The following is a 19,711-nucleotide window of genomic DNA, read 5'->3' on the forward strand; positions in this document are numbered from 1 at the left end:
TCATTTATCGATAAAATTAAGAGAGGTAATGTCATGAATCCGTATTCACTGTCAGTCGATGAGCTGGTGAAAAAGGCACGGGCTATCCGCCGCCGGATAGTTCTGCTTAACGCGAACAGCCCCGCAGGGGGGCACACCGGCGCTGATCTTTCGCAAGTAGAGATTCTGACAGCACTCTATTTCCGCATCCTAAATTGTGCGCCAGACCGGCTCACAGATCCCGAGCGCGATATTTATGTGCAGTCCAAAGGTCACGCGGTGGGCGGCTATTACTGCTGCCTGGCTGAAGCGGGCTATTTCCCAGAAGAATGGTTGGCGACTTATCAACATGCCAACTCCCATCTGCCGGGGCACCCCGTCAAACATAAAACGCCGGGCATTGAATTAAATACCGGCGCGTTAGGCCACGGCTTACCGGTTGCGGTGGGAATTGCCCTGGCGGCCAAACGTTCTAATAGCAAACGGCGGGTATTCGTTTTGACCGGCGACGGTGAACTGGCTGAAGGCAGTAACTGGGAAGCGGCATTAGTGGCTGCTCACTATCAGCTAGACAACCTGATAATCATTAATGACAAAAATAAACTCCAACTGGCGGGTACCACTAAATCGATTATGAATACCGATCCGCTGGCGGATAAGTGGCAGGCATTTGGTCTGCAAGTCACTGAATGTCAGGGGAATGATATGCAATCGGTGGTGGAAACACTGGAAGGGCTGCAACAAAACGGTAAACCCAATGTGGTGATTGCTAACACCGAAAAAGGGGCCGGAATCTCCTTTATTCAAGGGCGTGTGGAGTGGCACCACCGGGTGCCGAAAGGTGCTGAAATTGATCTGGCACTGGAGGAATTAAATGATGAGTAACGCAGAACATTTGGCTTCAGTGATGGTTGAGCAGTTTATTAAAGCAGTGGATAACGGCGTGGATCTGGTGCCTGTGGTCGCCGATTCGACTTCGACGGCGAAAATTGGGCCATTTATCACCCGCTTCCCCGACCGAGTGGTCAATGTCGGTATTGCCGAACAAGCGATGGTCGGCACTGCGGTGGGGTTATCCATGGGCGGGAAAGTGGCAGTGACCTGTAATGCTGCGCCATTCCTGATTTCGCGCTCCAATGAACAGCTCAAAATTGATGTTTGCTACAACAACAGCAATGTAAAACTATTTGGTCTTAACTCCGGGGCCAGCTATGGGCCACTGGCGAGTACTCATCATTGCATCGATGATATCGCCATCCTGCGCGGCTTTGGCAATATTGAAATCTATGCGCCCTCAGACCCGCAAGAGTGCCGTCAGATAATTGATTATGCTCTGGCGCATATCGGGCCAGTTTATATCCGTCTGGACGGTAAATCTTTGCCACAACTTCATGACGAACACTACCAGTTCGTCCCCGGTCAAATTGATGTTTTACAGGAAGGGCGGGATATTACTCTGGTATCGATGGGTTCTACAGTTCATGAGGCTGTCAGCGCGGCGGCAATACTAGCAGACAGCAATGTTTCTGCTGCGGTGGTCAATGTTTCTTCAATTCGCCCATGTGATACTCAGCAGCTGTTAGCTATCCTTCAAAACAGTCAGCGGGTGATTACCATCGAAGAGCACAATATTAATGGCGGTGTCGGGAGTCTGGTCGCTGAAGTGCTGTCCGAAGCGGGCAGCGGTATTCCTCTGGTGAGATTAGGCATTCCTGATGGCGGATATGCGATTGCTGCCGATAGGGCGGATATGCGCGCCTATCATGGTTTTGATGCAGCAGGCATTGTGGCTCGTGCTCTGCGGTTTTGCCGGGGAGAGTAACTATTATGTTGACACTGAGCATGTTAACGCCGAGCAGACAGGCGGTATCGACACCGATTATTTTGGCCATTGATGAAGGTACGACCAATGCCAAGGCTATCGCGGTGGATACTGCCGGGCAGATACGGGCAAAAGCTTCGGTACCACTCCAACTCGAGCATCCAAAGCCCGGCTGGGCCGAACAGGACCCGTTGGCTATCTGGCAGGCGGTTTCTCTGGCCATCGAAGATTGTCTGAGTCAATTGGTTGGGGCGCGGGTTGCCGGTATTGCTATCAGTAACCAGCGCGAATCAGTGCTTATCTGGGAGCGGGACACTGGTATTCCACTGACTCGAGTTGTGAGTTGGCAATGCCGGCGCTCGGAGGTTTTCTGTCAGGCGCTAAGTCAGTTACCCGAAGCGGCAATGATTGCCGAACGCACGGGTTTGCAAATTGATCCCTTGTTCCCTGCGGCTAAAATCCACGGCATGCTAGCGGAAATTCCCCAAGGTGTTGAGCGCGCAGCCCATGGTGAATTGTGTGTTGGCACTATCGATTGCTGGCTCACCTGGCAGCTCAGTGGCGGCCAAAGTTTCTCGACTGATTTTTCCAACGCGTCGCGTACTCAGCTATTCAATATTCATTCCGGGCAATGGGACCCTGACCTGTTGGCATTATTTGGCATTCCGAGCCTTTGCCTGCCCGCAGTTTTACCCTCGGCAGCTGTCCATGGACATACCGGCAATACCGGTATCATTGGCTTAAGTCAGGGGGTGCCGATTGTCGCTCAAATTGGTGATTCACATGCCGCCCTTTATGGGCAGGGCGGTGATCGTGCGGGCGAAATTAAGGCCACTTATGGCACGGGTTCTTCTCTGATGACCACACTGAAACAAGCCAGTGCGCAGAGTCACGGCCTGAGTACCACTATTGCCTGGCATGATGGCGAGTTACGTTATGCCCTCGAAGGCAATATCACTCACACCGGCTCGGGTGTGGCGTGGGTTTCGCGCATGTTGGGAATCACTGATTTGGCCCGCCTAACTGAAATGGCGCAAAGCCAGGCGGGTAATCAAGGTGTTTATTTTGTCCCGGCATTATCAGGTTTGGGCGCACCTTATTGGGATAGCCAGGCGCGCGGTTTGTTCTGCGGTCTGACGGATGCCACCACACCGGCAGCACTGGCCCGCGCTGGGTTAGAGTCTGTCGCTTATCAAATTGCAGATGTCTTTTTTGCGATGGAAAAGGCGGGTCATCACCGCCTTGAGCGGCTGCGGGTTGATGGTGGTGCCACCAGTAACCGCTGGCTGATGCAATTCCAAGCCGACCTGTTGCAGCGCACTCTGATACGCAACCATACCGCAGAAGTGTCGGCATTGGGTGCGGCCTATTTAGGAGGGAAAACCCTTGGCTGGTGGCACGATAGCCAGCAATTGGCCGCACTCCCTCGCGAAGTGGAATACATCGAACCGCGCGCTCAAAGTGCGGAGATGCAAGATAACTATAGCCTCTGGCAAACGGCCATCGCGCGCGCGCGTTTTCAGCCGAAATAACCCACACTAGGAGTAAGCATATGTCAGCAATACCTCGTAAGTTAACTTTCGCGGTGATTATCGGCAACCGGGGTTTCTTCCCAAGCTATTTGGTCGCAGACGCGCGCCGCGATGCCCAAGCGCTGTTTGACCGCTTAGGCATCAATATCATCATGCTTAATGAAGAGCAAACGCCACTCGGTGGGGTAGAAAACTGGCGTGATGCTAAAGTGTGCGCCGAGTTATTCCGTAAACACAGCGAAGAAATCCACGGTGTGGTCGTGATTCTGCCTAACTTTGGCGATGAAAAGAGTGTTTCCGATGCAATTCGTCTTTCTGGCCTGAAAGTGCCGGTGCTGGTGCAGGCTGAAGAAGATGCCCTAGACAAAATGGGGCTGGCGACACGGCGTGATAGCTTCTGCGGTAAAATCTCACTGTGTAATAACCTGCGCCAATATGGCATTCCCTTCACATTGACTCAGCAGCATGTTTGCAGCCTGAACAGTGATATATTCAGCCGTGATGTTGAACAGTTTGTACAGCTGTGCCGTGTGGTTCATGCCATGAAACGGGTGCGAGTCGGGGCTATTGGTGCGCGCCCGACTAACTTTAATACTGTGCGTTACAGCGAAAAATTATTAGAGAATTTGGGGATTACGGTTGAAACCCTGGATTTATCCGAAGTGTTTTTCCGCGTGGCTAACCTCAGTGATAATGATATTCGTGTCGACGAAAAATTGGCGTTATTAAAAGCTAATGGTGACACCAGTGCCATCCCGCAAGATAAACTCCACAAAATGGCAAAATTGTTCGTGGTTATCAGTGAGTGGATTATTGCCAATGATATTGATACCACCGCAATGCAGTGCTGGACTTCGCTGCAACAGAATCTGGGGATCAACGTCTGCTCCATTATGAGTGTGATGTCCGGACAATTAATGCCAAGTGCTTGTGAAGTGGATGTGATGGGCGCGCTATCAATGTACGCGCTGGCGAGTTGCTCGCTGGCTCCAGCCTCAATTGCTGACTGGAACAATAATTTTGGCGAAGAGCGAGATAAATGTGTGCTATTCCATTGCGGTAACTTTGCCAGCGAAAGTTTGGAAAGCTCAACCATGGGTACCGCAGATATTATCGGAACAACAGTGGGTTGTGAGAATACCTGCGGTGCGGTACATGGCCGTATGAAGTCTGGGCCACTGACCTATTTCCGTCTCTCTTCCGATGATTTTACCGGTCAGGTTCGGGCCTATGTTGGAGAAGGGCGCTCTGTCAGTGATGAGCTGGATACAGTTGGCTGCCGTGCTGTGGTGGAAGTGCCGCAGTTGGAAAGTTTACTTACGCATATCTGTAACAATGGTTTTGAGCATCATGTGGCGATGAATCATTCGGCTACAGCTAAAGTTCTACAAGAAGCATTCAGCAAATATCTGGGTGTTGATTGCTACTGGCATGCTAAGTAGGGCTTTCATGTCATACCGCACCAAGGACGGTGCGGTTAATCATATGGCTACAGTAATGTCTCAGCGGTAATTCTGTCGGTAATTAATACGTCAATATAATTACCTGTCAGCGCGCCGCGAATGGCGGCACTTTTGCCCACGCCACCCGCCAGTGCCACTACCCGTGGACAAGCCCGCAATTGCGGCAATGACATGCCAATCACCGGATCCTCTTCGTCGCAGAGCACGGCATTGCCGGCCGCATCAAAATAATGCAAACATAAATCGCCCACCGCACCACGTTCCGCCAGTAATTTCAGCATTTCTTCATGGTAATAGTTACCAGAATTTTTCAATAATTGTGATGGCTCCAGATCGCCAATACCGACTAATGCGAGGTCAACTTCAGCAAATTTATTCACTACATCAGCAACTTCGCCGCTGGATATCAGGCGGGCGCGATCTTCGGTCGAGCGCTCGATGCTTTGCGCAGGCAGCAAGTAGGCCGGACAATTCAAAATATTTGCCAGAGATTGCGTTAACAATGTGGCCTGCACATTCCCGTTGGGGCCGACCCCCCCCAATAATTGGATGACACCACTGGTTTTGACGTTAAGCGGATGAAGGTTATCAACCATTGCCCGAATAGTGCTGCTCCATGAAGAAATACCCACCATATCATTAGGGCGAATACTGGTTTGCATATAGTGAGCTGCGGCAGAACCGATTGCCTGTTTTATCTGGGCCGAACTGGCGTCGTCAGAGATATCGACCACAATAGCCTGGTCAATTCCATAGTGCTTTTGGATCCGCGATTCGATGCCAATAAACATGTTAGGCGGTTGGATAACACTGATTTTAACCACGCCCTCTTTGACACTGCGGGTTATCGCACGTGAGACAAAAGACTGAGATAAATGCAGGCTGTCAGCAATTTCAGATTGCTTCATGCCTTCGGTGTAATACAGCGTAGCTATTTTCACCAGCAACCGTTGTTCATCTTGTCTCGACATGGTTCCATCCCGCTAAATACCTGATGCTGGTATTTTTATTCAAAGCCGAATAAATAACAAGCAGTACCGAGCTATAGCCTTTTTGAGCCAGTAATGAACAAAGACACCTAGCTATTACTGCGGTTGAGACTCATCCTCTGAGGGAGTTTCCACGAGTTCTTTTTCTTCTGCTTCGGATTGATCTGGTGGCGGCATAATGTCGTGGATCAACTGTTCATCAAAACTGGGGTTTAGCGCTGGTGACAGTGGGGAACTGACCAAACTGTCAGGTATTGCCATATGTGGCACCGGAGCGTCATTAACAAACTCATCTTGATCCTGTTTTACAGTTCTGCTGAATGCTATCAGACTTAAACCACAGAGAGAGAAGAACGCATACAGAATATTGCCTCCCAGCGGCGCAATTAATGCACCCACGGCAAGTGGGCCGATACTGGCACCGACCCCGAATGACATCAGTAAACACGCTGCTAAAGAAACTCTTCTTTCTGGCGCAATCAGGTCATTGGCTAACGCAACGACCAACGGATAAAGCGTAAATTGCAACATACTAACGATAAAGCCCAAGCCCAATAAAAAATGGAACGATATATGGGGCACTAGCGCCAATGGGAGGGCTGTTAATGCTAATAATAATGCGTTAATTCGGAGTAACAGTGTGCGGTTATAACGATCAGATAACCAACTGAGTGGGAGCTGGGCGACCAAACCGGCAAAGATAGACAGCGCCATGAACAGGCCAGTTTCTTTTGTGGAAAGCGATTGCAAACTGGCATAGACCGGTGCCAGCCCATAAAACGACCCGACAATCATGCCAATAACTAATGTCGATGCCAGTATTTTGGGGATCGAACTGATAAAGAATTTCAGCTCCATAGGGGCTGGTGACATCTGTTGGGCATTACTGCGAGTCGTCAGTGCAACTGGCACCAGGCAAAGAGCAAAAAACAAAGCAATAATCATGAGTGTGCTCAGACCCAACTCGGGTTGAAGCATCAATACCACTTGACCCAATGCCATACCCGCATAGGTCGCGGCCATATAAAAGCCAAATACAGTGCCGCGCTGGTTAGACTCAGCTTGATCATTAAGCCAGCTTTCCAGCACCATAAATTGGCACATCATGCAGAGGCCAATAATCAAGCGTAAGACCACCCAGGCGGGGATGTATTCAGTCAACCCATGACTTAGTACCGCCGCCGTAATGATACCCGCACAGGCCACATAGGCACGGATATGCCCCACTCGAGCAATCAGGAAATGGCCTACCTTACCTCCGATAACCAAACCAATATAGTTTGCGGCAATGATTGCCCCAATTAATGCGCCAGAGACATGGATGGCGGTCAACCGTAACGAGATATAAGTGGTCAATAAACCTGAACCCAATAGCATCAGCACGGTGGCGCTATAAAGAGGGAAGAAGGCGTTAAGAATTTTTTTCACTGCCACGTCCTTAGTTCATCATCCCGGATAAATTACCGGTACGACAGATGTTGCCAGCCGCATCTTCTTTATTTTGATACTAACAGCTGAGTCCCTGAGGTAAAGCTTTGTAGGGCAATGTGCTTTTTTTCATGACACCTTGCGGGGCGCTTCGCATAACTAACAGCTGTTGTCGTTACGGCCTAAAGAAGTGCTACTATCGGTAGCGGCAGATTTCATTCGAGTAGGGGCAATAATGTGCGAGATACAATTACGTCAGCTCAGTACTGCGGTAGGTAATAAGCTAAAAGAGCGTGCGGCCTGGATTACCTGTGCTGAGTCTTGTACGGGGGGATGGGTGGCCAAGGCCTTGACTGATATCGCAGGCAGCTCAGCCTATTTCGACCGGGGCTTTGTGACATACAGTAATGCGGCAAAACACGATTTACTGGGTGTAAAAGAAAGCACGTTGGTAAAGCATGGCGCAGTCAGTGAGGCCGTAGTTCGAGAAATGGCATTGGGTGCATTGCGAGAAGCAAACGCGGACTTTGCGGTATCTATAAGTGGCGTGGCTGGGCCTGATGGGGGGACCGCAGAGAAACCGGTTGGAACGGTATGGTTTGCTTTTGCATCACATGAAGGTCAGGTTTTGGTCAGTCATCAACTTTTTTACGGCGATCGTGATGCTGTGAGGCTGCAAGCGGCTGTTTTCGCACTACAAACGCTATTAGATAATTTTCTGCAAAATTAGTCTTGATACTGTATGATTGTACAGTATAATTAGTGGTAATTTCCTGCACAAAAACAACATTCAGTGGTGATGACAGGGGCAACCCGGCATCCCAGAGAGGGAGTAAAAATGGCTATTGATGAGAATAAACAAAAGGCGTTAGCAGCAGCACTGGGCCAAATTGAAAAACAATTCGGCAAAGGCTCTATCATGCGTCTTGGCGAAGACCGCTCAATGGATGTTGAAACCATCTCTACCGGTTCCCTTTCTCTTGATATTGCATTGGGGGCGGGTGGCCTGCCAATGGGGCGTATTGTTGAGATTTATGGCCCAGAATCATCCGGTAAAACAACACTGACCTTACAGGTTATTGCTGCTGCACAGCGTGCAGGTAAAACCTGCGCCTTTATCGATGCTGAGCATGCTCTTGATCCAATTTATGCTAAAAAATTAGGTGTAGATATTGATAATCTGCTGTGTTCCCAGCCAGATACTGGCGAACAAGCACTGGAGATCTGTGACGCACTGACTCGCTCTGGCGCTGTTGATGTCATCATCGTTGACTCCGTAGCTGCACTGACACCAAAAGCTGAAATTGAGGGTGAAATCGGTGATTCTCACATGGGGCTTGCAGCACGTATGATGAGCCAAGCCATGCGTAAATTGGCGGGTAACCTGAAGAACGCTAATACCTTGTTGATCTTCATTAACCAGATTCGTATGAAAATTGGTGTCATGTTTGGTAACCCTGAAACCACAACTGGCGGTAATGCCCTTAAATTTTATGCATCCGTACGTTTGGATATCCGTCGTATTGGTGCAGTAAAAGAAGGTGATGTGGTTGTTGGTAGCGAAACTCGCGTTAAAGTAGTGAAAAACAAAATTGCAGCACCATTTAAACAAGCTGAATTCCAGATCCTCTATGGTGAAGGTATCAATATTAATGGCGAACTTGTTGATTTAGGTGTTAAGCATAAACTGATTGAGAAAGCAGGTGCTTGGTATAGCTATAACGGTGACAAGATTGGTCAGGGCAAAGCGAATGCCAGTAACTACTTAAAAGAAAACCCAGCAGTTGCGGCTGAGTTGGATAAAAAATTACGTGAAATGCTCCTCAATGGTGGTAATGGCGAACAACCTGTTGCAACAGCAGCATTTGCTGATGAAACAGATGAAACCAGTGAAGAGTTTTAATTTACACGATCATAAATTTAGTTAGCAAATTAAGCAGTTAACAAACGGCTCACTTATTAGTGGGCCGTTTTAGTAAACAGTGGTGTATAGGTTCTTCAATTTACGTTCATTTCGGCATGATTGGAGTTGCCATAAGACAGCAAGCAGCGGTCTGGTAGAGGTCCAACTCAAGGATGGGCCGAGTAATGAATGAAGCTAACACCTTTGAGGCTTCATGCAATAAGGGGATTTATGTATGAATGACCTACTAAGCCGTGCCATGAGGCTCCTCTCTCAACGTGACCATAGTGAATCTGAATTACGTCGTAAGCTTGCATTACAGCCATTTTCGGCAAAAGGTCACTGGGGAAAGCGCACAGGCAATGGGGATGGAGAACCCGTCGCAGATATTGATCCGAAAGTTATTGAGCAGGTGATTACTTATTGCTACCAACATAATTGGCTGGATGATGCCCGCTTTGCTACCAGCTACATTAATAGTCGGAGCCGTAAAGGATATGGTGCACAGCGTATCCGTTCTGAATTGATGCAAAAGGGTGTTGATAAAGAGCTCATTCAAGCTGCTTTTGAAATCAGTGAAATAGATTGGTGCTTGCTCGCAAAAGAAGTCGCGCAGCGTAAATTTAGTGAAATTTTACCAGTTGAATGGAAAGAGAAAGCCAAAGTTCAGCGCTATCTTATGTATCGTGGTTTCTTCCAGGAGGAAATTCAGTCGATTTACAATGATTTTGTCGAATGAATGCACACAGGATTTTACTTCCCCTCGAAGAAAATTTATCTTAGTCCCACTTTTTGTTCGTGAGCTTACCCATTGTGTTACCGTTTTATGTAATACAATTTGCTTGCGGGCTATTCTTTTAGCTTGTTTCCGGGACAATTATGAGCAAGAGCACCGCTGAGATTCGTCAAGCGTTTCTCGATTTCTTCCATAGCAAGGGACATCAGGTTGTATCAAGCAGCTCTTTGGTCCCCAATAATGACCCTACGCTGTTGTTTACCAATGCCGGGATGAACCAGTTTAAGGATGTTTTCTTAGGTTTGGATAAACGGGCATACTCCCGTGCGACGACCTCTCAGCGCTGTGTGCGAGCAGGTGGTAAGCATAATGACCTTGAGAACGTAGGCTACACCGCGCGTCATCATACCTTCTTCGAAATGTTAGGTAATTTTAGCTTCGGCGATTACTTCAAACATGATGCCATCAGTTTCGCTTGGGAGTTATTAACTGGCGAACAGTGGTTTAATCTACCGAAAGAAAGACTCTGGGTAACCATTTACGAAACCGATGACGAGGCTTATGAGATCTGGGCCAATGATATTGGTATCCCTCGTGAGCGTATTATTCGCATTGGTGACAATAAAGGCAGTGCCTTTGCATCAGATAATTTCTGGCAAATGGGTGATACTGGCCCTTGTGGCCCATGTACAGAAATTTTCTTTGACCACGGTGACCATATTTGGGGCGGCCCTCCAGGGTCGGCAGAAGAAGACGGCGATCGTTATATTGAGATCTGGAACATCGTCTTCATGCAGTTCAACCGCCAGTCTGATGGCACTATGCTGCCATTGCCTAAGCCATCGGTTGATACCGGCATGGGGCTTGAACGTATTGCTGCGGTGTTACAACATGTTAACTCCAACTATGAGATTGACCTGTTCCGCGATTTGATTAAAGCGGTAGCGGAAGTTACTGGTGCGACTGATCTTTCTAGCAAGTCGTTGCGAGTTATTGCCGACCATATCCGTTCTTGTGCTTTCCTTATCTCAGATGGTGTTATTCCCTCGAATGAAAATCGTGGCTATGTTTTACGCCGTATCATTCGTCGTGCTATCCGACATGGCAACATGCTGGGCGCGAAAGAGACCTTCTTCTACAAACTGGTTGCTCCGCTGATTGCTGTTATGGGCTCTGCTGCCGATGAGTTGAAACAACAACAGGCCATGGTTGAGCAAGTTCTGAAAACTGAAGAGGAGCAGTTCGCGCGGACATTAGAGCGCGGCCTGGCACTATTGGATGAAGAACTTAGCAAATTAACAGGTGATACTCTTGATGGTGAGACAGCTTTCCGCCTGTACGACACCTACGGTTTCCCCGTTGATTTAACCGCTGATGTTTGTCGTGAGCGTAATCTGAAAGTAGACGAGGCTGGTTTTGAGCAAGCAATGGAAGCTCAGCGCCGTCGTGCTCGTGAATCCAGTGGCTTTGGTGCGGATTATAACAGCCTGATTCGTGTTGATAGCGCAAGCCAGTTCTCTGGCTATGACCATGTCCACCAACAGGCCACTGTCACCGCGCTGTTCCGTAATGGCGAAGCTGTGGATGAGATTCACGAAGGTGAAGAAGCTGTTGTCGTACTGAATCAAACGCCATTCTACGGAGAATCGGGTGGGCAGGTTGGCGATAGAGGCGAGCTGAAAAATGCGACCGCTACTTTTGCTGTGAGTGATACGCAGAAATATGGTCAGGCTATCGGCCATCTTGGGCAATTGACTCATGGAACATTGCGGGTTAATCACAGTATTGATGCTCAAGTTGATGTTGCGCGGCGTAACCGTATTCGTTTGAATCACTCAGCAACTCATTTATTGCACGCCGCATTGCGTAAGACATTGGGCGACCATGTTGCTCAGAAAGGCTCGTTAGTTAATGATAAATATCTGCGTTTTGATTTCTCTCATTTTGAAGCAATGAAGCCAGAACAAATTCGTCAGGTCGAGGACCTGGTTAACGAGCAGATTCGCCGTAATATGCCAGTCCAAACTGAAGTTATGGAGTTGGATGCGGCGAAAGAAAAAGGTGCAATGGCTCTGTTTGGCGAGAAATATGATGACCAGGTGCGAGTTTTGACCATGGGGGATTTCTCAACCGAGCTATGTGGTGGTATCCATGCCAGCCGTACCGGTGATATTGGTCTGTTCCGCATTTTATCTGAATCAGGAACTGCCGCTGGGATTCGCCGTATTGAAGCTGTAACAGGCGAAGGGGCTATTGCACTGTTGCATCAGGAAAATGATCTGCTTCAGGATGTTGCTCATCTGGTTAAAGGTGATACCCATAATCTGGCAGATAAAGTCCGCGCGGTATTGGATCGCAGTAAAATGCTTGAGCGTGAACTCCAGCAATTAAAAGCTCAGCAAGCTGCTCAGGAAAGTGCCTCATTATCGTCCAATGCTAAATTGGTCAATGGTGTGAAACTTCTCGTTAGTCAGTTGGATAACGTTGAGCCAAAAATGTTGCGTACGATGGTTGATGATCTTAAAAATCAACTGGGCTCCGCTATTATTGTGCTGGCAACGACAGCAGAAGATAAGGTCAGCCTTATTGTTGGTGTCACTAAAGACCTCACTGGCAAAGTAAAAGCAGGTGAGTTAATCGCTGATATTGCTCAGCAAGTTGGTGGTAAAGGCGGTGGACGCCCGGATATGGCTCAGGCGGGCGGTACCGATGTGCAAGCATTGCCGTCAGCATTAGCAAGTGTTGAAGCATGGGTTGCATCTCGATTATAAGTAAGTAATTATCTATTAAATCAATACGCCATATCTCTATGTTGGGTATGGCGTTTTTCAATTTTCCTGTCATAGTTCGAAAACAAAGTTAAACGCAAAGTTATTTGCTTCAGCTAAACTTGTATTAGTTAGAGACTTGACCAAGCTACTTACATTTTATGTGAATGTGATGGCTTACGTTTTCACGGTGTATGATGGATAATGGCGGGGAAACTGAGAGACCCGACTCTTTTAATTTTTCAAGGAGCAAAGAATGCTTATTCTGACTCGTCGAGTTGGTGAAACACTCATGATTGGCGATGAGGTTACGGTTACTGTATTAGGGGTTAAAGGCAACCAAGTTCGAATTGGTGTAAATGCTCCGAAAGAAGTTTCTGTTCACCGTGAAGAAATCTACCAGCGCATCCAAGCAGAAAAGTCTCAACCGACGACTTACTGATTTTGAAGAAGCGTCTCGTGTTACACGAGGCGCTACTGCTGTTTATTCCTCTCGTATTTCGCCATTTATCCCTCTCTGTGTTCTTATTCCCGTCATAATTTTCTGTCCGCGACTAATTTAATTGAGCAATCAGGATTATTTCTTTTTTCTTGCCCTGTGGGGATGGCGTAATTAACACTGTCTTGCCTGTTGATAAAACACTCTTTTTGACGTCAAACTGGTCATGTTGCGTGTGAATTGTGCAAATGAACGTGAGTTGGGAAAAATTGTTTGACTTATAAGTGCGGGAAAGTAATATGTGCGCCACGCAGTGCCGATGAGCTTCTTCAAAAGCAAGTTAGGTACAATTCGAAAGAAGCGTATGGTGAGGTGGCCGAGAGGCTGAAGGCGCTCCCCTGCTAAGGGAGTATACGGTCAAAAGCTGTATCGAGGGTTCGAATCCCTCCCTCACCGCCATTTACTATGCACCCATAGCTCAGCTGGATAGAGTACTCGGCTACGAACCGAGCGGTCGGAAGTTCGAATCTTCCTGGGTGCACCATATTTTGCAGTATGGTGAAATAGTCAAATGAACATCAGGTAGTGTCAAAGAATTAATTGCACCCATAGCTCAGCTGGATAGAGTACTCGGCTACGAACCGAGCGGTCGGAAGTTCGAATCTTCCTGGGTGCACCATCTTCTAGGTCATCAATCTTGTTGTTAAGTTTCACTTGTTGAAACGTCCCCGTAAAATTAGCAATACAAAACTGCACCCATAGCTCAGCTGGATAGAGTACTCGGCTACGAACCGAGCGGTCGGAAGTTCGAATCTTCCTGGGTGCACCATATTAAGAAACCTCGCTACGGCGGGGTTTTCTGCTTTTAGGTTTGTGCTATTCGGCCATTCGAATGTTTTAGTCCTCATATCTTGCTCCCCCCAAATCGCAGATTTTTACTATGCTGGATAGCATTATTTCCTATTGGAAATGGTATTTTTTCCAGTAAATTCAGTTGATTATAGAGTGAGCGACAATTTGGTTAGTTTGCGATAAAGTAGCTTTTCATTTTCTCCTTGGTCGCGGGGTCACGATGTACGATCGCTATGAAGGCTTAATTTTTGATATGGATGGCACCATCCTGGACACTGAGCCCACGCATCGTCAGGCCTGGCGCCAAGTGCTTACGCCCTATGGCATGGCATTTGACGAGCAAGCTTTGGTGGCTTTGAATGGTGCGCCGACGTGGCAGATTGCTCGCGTAATTATTGCTAATCATCAATTAGACCTGGATCCCCATTTACTGGCCGCTGAGAAAACTGAACTGTTTAAATCTATGTTGTTGGATAATGTGAAGCCTCTGCCGCTCATAGACGTGGTTAAAAGTTATCATGGGCGTAAACCTATGGCTGTGGGTACCGGAAGCGAGCACGCCATGGCTGAGCTGCTTTTACGCCATTTGGGCTTACGTGACTATTTTGACGTTATTGTCGGCGCTGATGATGTCACCAAGCATAAGCCAGAGCCGGAGACATTCCTGCGCTGCGCACAATTACTCGGTGTGCCCGCACACAAGTGCGTGGTCTTTGAAGATGCTGATTTTGGTGTTGAGGCGGCCAAAAGGGCGAATATGGCAATAGTTGATGTGCGCCTACTGTGAGTAGTACGCTAGCTGTTGCATCATTATTTGGGAGTAGCTTTCTCAGCGCGACGCTCTTACCCGGAAATTCTGAAATTCTGTTAGTCACCCTCTTAACGGCAAGCAGTGCGCCGGCCATGATGCTGGTGTTGTCTGCTACCATTGGGAATACCCTTGGGGGGCTAACTAATGTTGTTATTGGCCGTTTATTACCGGAACTAAAACCACAACGTGGGATGAGCACAGCTCTTGGCTGGCTTCAGCGTTTTGGCCCGGCTGCTTTGTTATTGAGCTGGCTACCGGTCGTGGGCGATTTGATGTGTGTGTTGGCAGGCTGGTTGCGTATGCCTTGGGGTCTTGTGGCTTTTTTTCTGTGTCTGGGAAAAGCATTGCGTTATATCGTGTTAACGGTAATTACGTTACAAGGGATTGCCTGGTGGCAGTAAAGAATGTGACAAACTTACGTAGTCACATCTATGCAGTTTCAGTATGCTGGCGAGTTATGGTTTTCAAGAGCGGGAGGTCGATTTGATCCCGGATGTATCACACGCGCTAACTTGGTTGGAAGCGCACCCTAAAGCCCTAAAAGGTATCCGCCGCGGTATCGAGCGGGAAACATTGAGAGTGACTGCCGATGGCCAATTAGCCTCGACGGGCCATCCAGAGTCATTGGGTGCTGCACTGACACATCAGTGGATTACCACCGACTTTGCTGAGGCATTGCTGGAATTCATTACTCCTGTTGATGGCGATATCGACCATCTGCTGACTTTTTTGCGTGATATCCACCGCTATACCGCACGTAAACTGGGCGATGAGCGCATGTGGCCACTTAGCATGCCTTGCTTTATTGGTGCTGAGCAGGATATCGAGCTGGCTAAATATGGCTCTTCTAATATTGGCCGCTTCAAGACACTTTATCGTGAAGGATTAAAAAACCGTTACGGTGCTTTGATGCAAACGATTTCTGGTGTGCACTATAACTTCTCTTTGCCGCTGGAGTTTTGGCAGGCATGGGCCGGTGTGACCGATGAAAAAAGTGGCAAGGAAGAGATTTCAGCAGGTTATTTCCGTCTAATCCGCAATTATTATCGTTTTGGCTGGGTTATCCCATATCTGTTCGGTGCTTCGCCGGCCATTTGCTCATCATTCCTGCAAGGGCGTGAGACGGCATTGCCGTTTGAGCGCAATGACAAAGGAATGTGTTATTTGCCATATGCCACCTCATTGCGCTTGAGTGATTTGGGTTATACCAATAAATCACAAAGCAATTTGGGCATTACGTTTAATGACCTGCACACCTATGTTGCTGCTCTGAAACGCGCAATTCAAACGCCATCAGAAGAATATGCGGCATTAGGGCTAAAAGACGGTGACCGTCATCTGCAACTGAATACCAATGTGTTACAGATAGAAAATGAGCTCTATGCTCCGATTCGGCCTAAGCGAGTTACCCAAGCCGGCGAATCACCATCTGATGCTTTGCTGCGCGGTGGTATTGAATATATTGAAGTACGTTCCTTGGACATTAACCCATTCTCACCGATTGGTGTAGATGCCGTGCAAGCGCGTTTTCTTGATCTATTCTTGATTTGGTGTGTGTTGGCGGATGCGCCTGAAATGAGCAGTGACGAATTGCTGTGTACCCGTAAAAACTGGAATCGGGTCATTTTGGAAGGGCGTAAACCGGGGCAGACTATCGGTATGGGATGTAACGATACGCGTGAACCGCTGGAAAAAGTGGGTAAAGACTTGTTTGCAGACTTACGCCGTGTTGCCGAAGTATTAGATGGTAAAGAGAGCACTGAATATCAACAGGTTTGTGACAAACTTGTCGCGTTCTTTGATGACCCAAGTTTGACGTTCTCTGCGCGTATTTTGCAAGCGATGAAAGAAGGTGGTATTGGTGGTGTTGGCCTTGAGCTGGCCGAGCGCTACAGAGAAATGCTTCAAAGTGAACCTTTGGAGTTACTCACTGAAGAGCAATTATCCGAAGAGGGAGCGGCCTCTTGGGTGCGTCAACGCGAGATAGAACTCAAAGATAAGCTAAGCTTTGAAGAGTATTTAGTGCTTCACGGTGGCCAATAAAAAGAAAAGGCCACATTGCTGTGGCCAAATTAACATCTCTGATAACAGGGATGATGATAACAAATGCGCGTCTTTCACATATTAAGACGCGCGAGATAGAAAAAAGTTTCACGGGTTGCAAAAAAAGATCGAATAAAAAATTATTTTTTTATGAGGAGGTGACTAAATGCCATTATTGGATAGCTTTACCGTAGACCATACCATTATGAAAGCACCCGCTGTGCGCGTTGCTAAGACGATGAAAACCCCTCATGGCGACGAGATAACGGTGTTTGATTTGCGTTTCTGTGTGCCAAATAAAGAAGTGATGCCAGAGAAGGGAATCCATACTCTGGAACATCTTTTTGCTGGTTTTATGCGCAACCATCTCAATGGTAATGGTGTTGAGATTATCGATATCTCCCCAATGGGATGCCGTACCGGTTTTTACATGAGCTTGATTGGCACGCCGGATGAGCAGCGAGTTGCTGATGCATGGAAAGCCGCTATGGCTGATGTGCTGAAAGTGACAGATCAGCGCAAAATTCCTGAGCTGAATGAATATCAGTGCGGAACTTATCATATGCACTCGCTGGAAGAAGCGCAGGAAATCGCCAAGGGTATTATTGACCGGGGTGTGCGCATCAACCACAACGAAGAGTTGGCATTACCGAAAGAAAAACTGACTGAGCTCCACATTTAGTTTCAGTCATTGAATTCTGATATTGAGTAGATAAATGCAAAAAGACGCTGAAAAGCGTCTTTTTTATGGCCCACCCTAAATGCAGGAAAGGACGACTAGCTGGGGCGGTTATCGGGCAGAATAGGTGTGACTCGTACACGCTTAATCATATTTTCTTGCACATCCAGCACGTCAATCAGATAATTTCCAACACGAACCTGAGCATCTACCTGCGGAATATCTTCAAGCTCTTCCAATAGCATGCCATTGATAGTACGGGCATCTACAGGAAGCGACCAGTTGAATGCTTTGTTCAGCTCACGGACACTGGCGCTGCCATCAATCAGGACTGACCCGTCACTCTGCGGATTGACCTCTTCGGCAAGTGTCGGGGACATTGACGTAGTGAAATCCCCCACAATTTCTTCCAGAATATCTTCGACTGTCACTAACCCTTGAATATCACCATACTCGTCGACAATCATGCCGACTTTCTCTTTATTGCGCTGGAATTTCACTAACTGCACATTTAATGGCGTACCTTCGGGAATAAAATAAATTTCATCGGCGGCGCGTAACAGATTCTCTTTGTTGAATTCTTTTTTCTCCGTCATCAGCCGATAGGCTTCTCGCACGCGCAACATGCCAATGGCGTCGTCTAAGGATTGGCGGTACAACACAATTCGGCCATGTGGCGAGTGAGTTAGCTGGCGCATGATTGATTTCCAATCATCATTGATATCAATCCCTACCACCTCATTACGCGGCACCATAATATCGCTGACGGTGACTTTCTCCAGATCCAGCACTGAGATCAACATATCTTGGTTACGACGAGAAATTTGTGAGTGGGATTCATTCACGATACTGCGTAATTCATCTTGGCTAACGGCATCACTGCGGCGCACATTGCCGCGAATACCGCACAGGCGCATTAGCCCGCGGGTAATGATATTGAGTAACCACACCAGCGGCAGCATGATTTTTTGCAACGGGGCCAGTAAAACACTGCTGGGGAAGGCAACACGCTCAGGATAAAGGGCGGCGATGGTTTTCGGCATTACCTCAGAAAAAATGAGGACCACAAAAGTTAATACGCCGGTGGCTATGGCGACCCCCGCGTTGCCATAGAGCCGGATACCAACAATTGTCGCGAGCGCCGAAGCTAGAATATTGACCAGATTGTTGCCGATTAATACCAAACTTATTAGGCGATCAGGGCGGCGCAATAACTTTTCAACTCGGCGCGCGGCACGATTACCCTGTTTGGACAAGTGGCGTAGGCGGTAGCGGTTGAGTGTCATCATGCCGGTTTCTGAAGCTGAAAAATAAGCCGAAACCACGACCATAATGACCAGAATGATGATAAGCGTGCTAGTTGAGACGTGATCCAACACAGTGTTCCTTAGTAACGATAAAAGCCCTGCGGATTCAACAGGGCTATGTGCGGATGATTGTAATGACGGCTAAGAGATCATGATTTCCTGTAGCAGACGGCTGCCAAAGTAGGCCAGAGTCAGCAAAAATGCCCCTGCAAAACTGAACCAAATGACTCTACGCCCGCGCCAGCCTTCATGATAATGGCCCCACAATAAAACAATGTAGACAAACCAGGCCATGATCGATAACACAGCTTTATGGACGTTTTCTTTACTGAAGATATCGTCCATATAAAGCAGGCCAGTACACAGTGTTAATGTCAGCAAAACCACCCCAATTTGGGTGATATGAAACATTTTACGTTCAATGCTCATTAAGGGCGGCATATCAGCATTAAAGGTGACTTTTTTATTCTTTAACTGGTAATCGAGCCAAGCCAGTTGCAGGGCATACAGTGCTGCGATGATGAGTGTGGCGTAAGCAAACAGGGCAAGTCCAATGTGGACAAAAATAGCAGGGCTGGCTTCTAAATGGGTAATAAACTCACCCGGTAGCAAACTGGCCAGCGCCAAATTAATCATGGCAAAGCTGTAGACAATCGGCAGTAAGAACCAGCCACGGCCTCTTGAGGCGACGATAGTCATGATTGTGCAGATCATCAGCCCGACAATGGAGCCGATATTCAATAAAGTGAGGTTTTGCCCTCCGCCGACATCAAAAATCTGATGCTTCAGAGCAATAGCATGGCACACTAGCGCTACGACGGCAGAAACCAGCGCTAACCGCCGGTAAGCACTATTTTTCTGCACCAGACTTGGGACAATCAAGCCCAAGCTGAGCGAATATGCGATCAAAGCCAAAATAGAGAACACGGGCATAGCGTTATATGGGCATCGGCTAAGTGA

General features: G+C 47.8%; 17 protein-coding genes and 4 tRNA genes. 17 read left to right on the top strand and 4 right to left on the bottom strand.

What is annotated here, in order from left to right; all coding sequences use genetic code 11:
- The first annotated feature begins 33 nt into the window (after positions 1 to 33).
- Genes F0T03_RS04795 through F0T03_RS04810 form a run of 4 tightly spaced genes read left to right on the top strand, consistent with a single transcriptional unit; the run spans position 34 to position 4,775 of the window.
- Complete coding sequence (locus F0T03_RS04795) at positions 34 to 864, top strand: transketolase (protein WP_145556959.1); 831 nt, start codon at positions 34 to 36, stop codon at positions 862 to 864.
- On the top strand, positions 857 to 1,801 hold the full coding sequence (locus F0T03_RS04800; protein ID WP_159680685.1) for a transketolase family protein: 945 nt from the start codon (positions 857 to 859) through the stop codon (positions 1,799 to 1,801). Before F0T03_RS04795 ends, F0T03_RS04800 begins: the two co-directional genes overlap by 8 nt.
- Positions 1,802 to 1,821: 20 nt before the next feature.
- A complete protein-coding gene (locus tag F0T03_RS04805; protein ID WP_159680687.1) occupies positions 1,822 to 3,333 on the top strand; it encodes an FGGY family carbohydrate kinase in 1,512 nt (503 codons plus the stop codon).
- A gap of 20 nt (positions 3,334 to 3,353) precedes the next feature.
- Positions 3,354 to 4,775, top strand: a complete 1,422-nt coding sequence (locus F0T03_RS04810; RefSeq protein WP_159677352.1) for an L-fucose/L-arabinose isomerase family protein — start codon at positions 3,354 to 3,356, stop codon at positions 4,773 to 4,775.
- Positions 4,776 to 4,822: 47 nt separating this feature from the next.
- On the opposite strand, the gene F0T03_RS04815 is transcribed toward F0T03_RS04810, so the two are convergent.
- Both F0T03_RS04815 and F0T03_RS04820 read right to left on the bottom strand, forming a co-directional pair.
- The gene (locus F0T03_RS04815; protein WP_159677353.1) at positions 4,823 to 5,767 is read right to left on the bottom strand and encodes a sugar-binding transcriptional regulator; all 945 of its coding nucleotides are present in this window, start codon (positions 5,765 to 5,767) and stop codon (positions 4,823 to 4,825) included.
- A gap of 114 nt (positions 5,768 to 5,881) precedes the next feature.
- A complete protein-coding gene (locus tag F0T03_RS04820) occupies positions 5,882 to 7,213 on the bottom strand; it encodes an MFS transporter (protein WP_159677354.1) in 1,332 nt (443 codons plus the stop codon).
- 235 nt (positions 7,214 to 7,448) lie between these two features.
- On the opposite strand from F0T03_RS04820, the gene pncC reads away from it, so the two are divergent.
- The 13 genes from pncC (at position 7,449) to luxS (ending at position 17,447) form a co-directional block, all read left to right on the top strand.
- The gene (gene pncC / locus F0T03_RS04825; protein ID WP_159677355.1) at positions 7,449 to 7,943 is read left to right on the top strand and encodes a nicotinamide-nucleotide amidase; all 495 of its coding nucleotides are present in this window, start codon (positions 7,449 to 7,451) and stop codon (positions 7,941 to 7,943) included.
- Positions 7,944 to 8,051: 108 nt separating this feature from the next.
- Positions 8,052 to 9,116: a recombinase RecA gene (gene recA / locus F0T03_RS04830; protein WP_145556954.1), complete on the top strand. Its 1,065-nt coding sequence runs from the start codon at positions 8,052 to 8,054 to the stop codon at positions 9,114 to 9,116.
- Positions 9,117 to 9,351: 235 nt separating this feature from the next.
- Positions 9,352 to 9,855 carry a recombination regulator RecX gene (recX, locus tag F0T03_RS04835; RefSeq protein ID WP_159677356.1) on the top strand — a complete coding sequence of 168 codons (504 nt, stop codon included), beginning with the start codon at positions 9,352 to 9,354 and terminating at the stop codon, positions 9,853 to 9,855.
- A gap of 140 nt (positions 9,856 to 9,995) precedes the next feature.
- A complete protein-coding gene (gene alaS, locus F0T03_RS04840) occupies positions 9,996 to 12,623 on the top strand; it encodes an alanine--tRNA ligase (RefSeq protein WP_159677357.1) in 2,628 nt (875 codons plus the stop codon).
- Between the two features lie 253 nt (positions 12,624 to 12,876).
- On the top strand, positions 12,877 to 13,062 hold the full coding sequence (gene csrA / locus F0T03_RS04845; protein WP_002209449.1) for a carbon storage regulator CsrA: 186 nt from the start codon (positions 12,877 to 12,879) through the stop codon (positions 13,060 to 13,062).
- Positions 13,063 to 13,425: 363 nt separating this feature from the next.
- A tRNA-Ser gene (locus tag F0T03_RS04850) sits at positions 13,426 to 13,518 on the top strand.
- An 8-nt stretch (positions 13,519 to 13,526) separates the two neighbouring features.
- Positions 13,527 to 13,603 (top strand) — tRNA-Arg (locus F0T03_RS04855).
- Between the two features lie 58 nt (positions 13,604 to 13,661).
- Positions 13,662 to 13,738: transfer RNA gene (locus F0T03_RS04860), tRNA-Arg, on the top strand.
- A 73-nt stretch (positions 13,739 to 13,811) separates the two neighbouring features.
- Positions 13,812 to 13,888 (top strand) — tRNA-Arg (locus F0T03_RS04865).
- A 243-nt stretch (positions 13,889 to 14,131) separates the two neighbouring features.
- Complete coding sequence (gene yqaB / locus F0T03_RS04870; RefSeq protein ID WP_145556951.1) at positions 14,132 to 14,698, top strand: fructose-1-phosphate/6-phosphogluconate phosphatase; 567 nt, start codon at positions 14,132 to 14,134, stop codon at positions 14,696 to 14,698.
- Positions 14,695 to 15,123 (top strand): YqaA family protein, encoded by a 429-nt coding sequence (locus F0T03_RS04875; RefSeq protein ID WP_145556950.1) that lies wholly within the window; start codon positions 14,695 to 14,697, stop codon positions 15,121 to 15,123. The genes yqaB and F0T03_RS04875 overlap by 4 nt, the downstream gene beginning before the upstream one ends.
- Positions 15,124 to 15,166: 43 nt before the next feature.
- The gene (gene gshA, locus F0T03_RS04880; RefSeq protein WP_181952495.1) at positions 15,167 to 16,765 is read left to right on the top strand and encodes a glutamate--cysteine ligase; all 1,599 of its coding nucleotides are present in this window, start codon (positions 15,167 to 15,169) and stop codon (positions 16,763 to 16,765) included.
- Between the two features lie 166 nt (positions 16,766 to 16,931).
- Positions 16,932 to 17,447 (top strand): S-ribosylhomocysteine lyase, encoded by a 516-nt coding sequence (luxS, locus tag F0T03_RS04885; protein ID WP_145556949.1) that lies wholly within the window; start codon positions 16,932 to 16,934, stop codon positions 17,445 to 17,447.
- A 95-nt stretch (positions 17,448 to 17,542) separates the two neighbouring features.
- On the opposite strand, the gene F0T03_RS04890 is transcribed toward luxS, so the two are convergent.
- Both F0T03_RS04890 and F0T03_RS04895 read right to left on the bottom strand, forming a co-directional pair.
- A complete protein-coding gene (locus F0T03_RS04890; RefSeq protein WP_162527016.1) occupies positions 17,543 to 18,820 on the bottom strand; it encodes an HlyC/CorC family transporter in 1,278 nt (425 codons plus the stop codon).
- Between the two features lie 72 nt (positions 18,821 to 18,892).
- Positions 18,893 to 19,684, bottom strand: a complete 792-nt coding sequence (locus F0T03_RS04895) for a cytochrome C assembly family protein (RefSeq protein ID WP_145556947.1) — start codon at positions 19,682 to 19,684, stop codon at positions 18,893 to 18,895.
- Positions 19,685 to 19,711: the final 27 nt, after the last annotated feature.

Origin of the sequence: Yersinia canariae, from assembly GCF_009831415.1 — a bacterium.
In the GTDB taxonomy this organism is placed as follows: domain Bacteria; phylum Pseudomonadota; class Gammaproteobacteria; order Enterobacterales; family Enterobacteriaceae; genus Yersinia; species Yersinia canariae.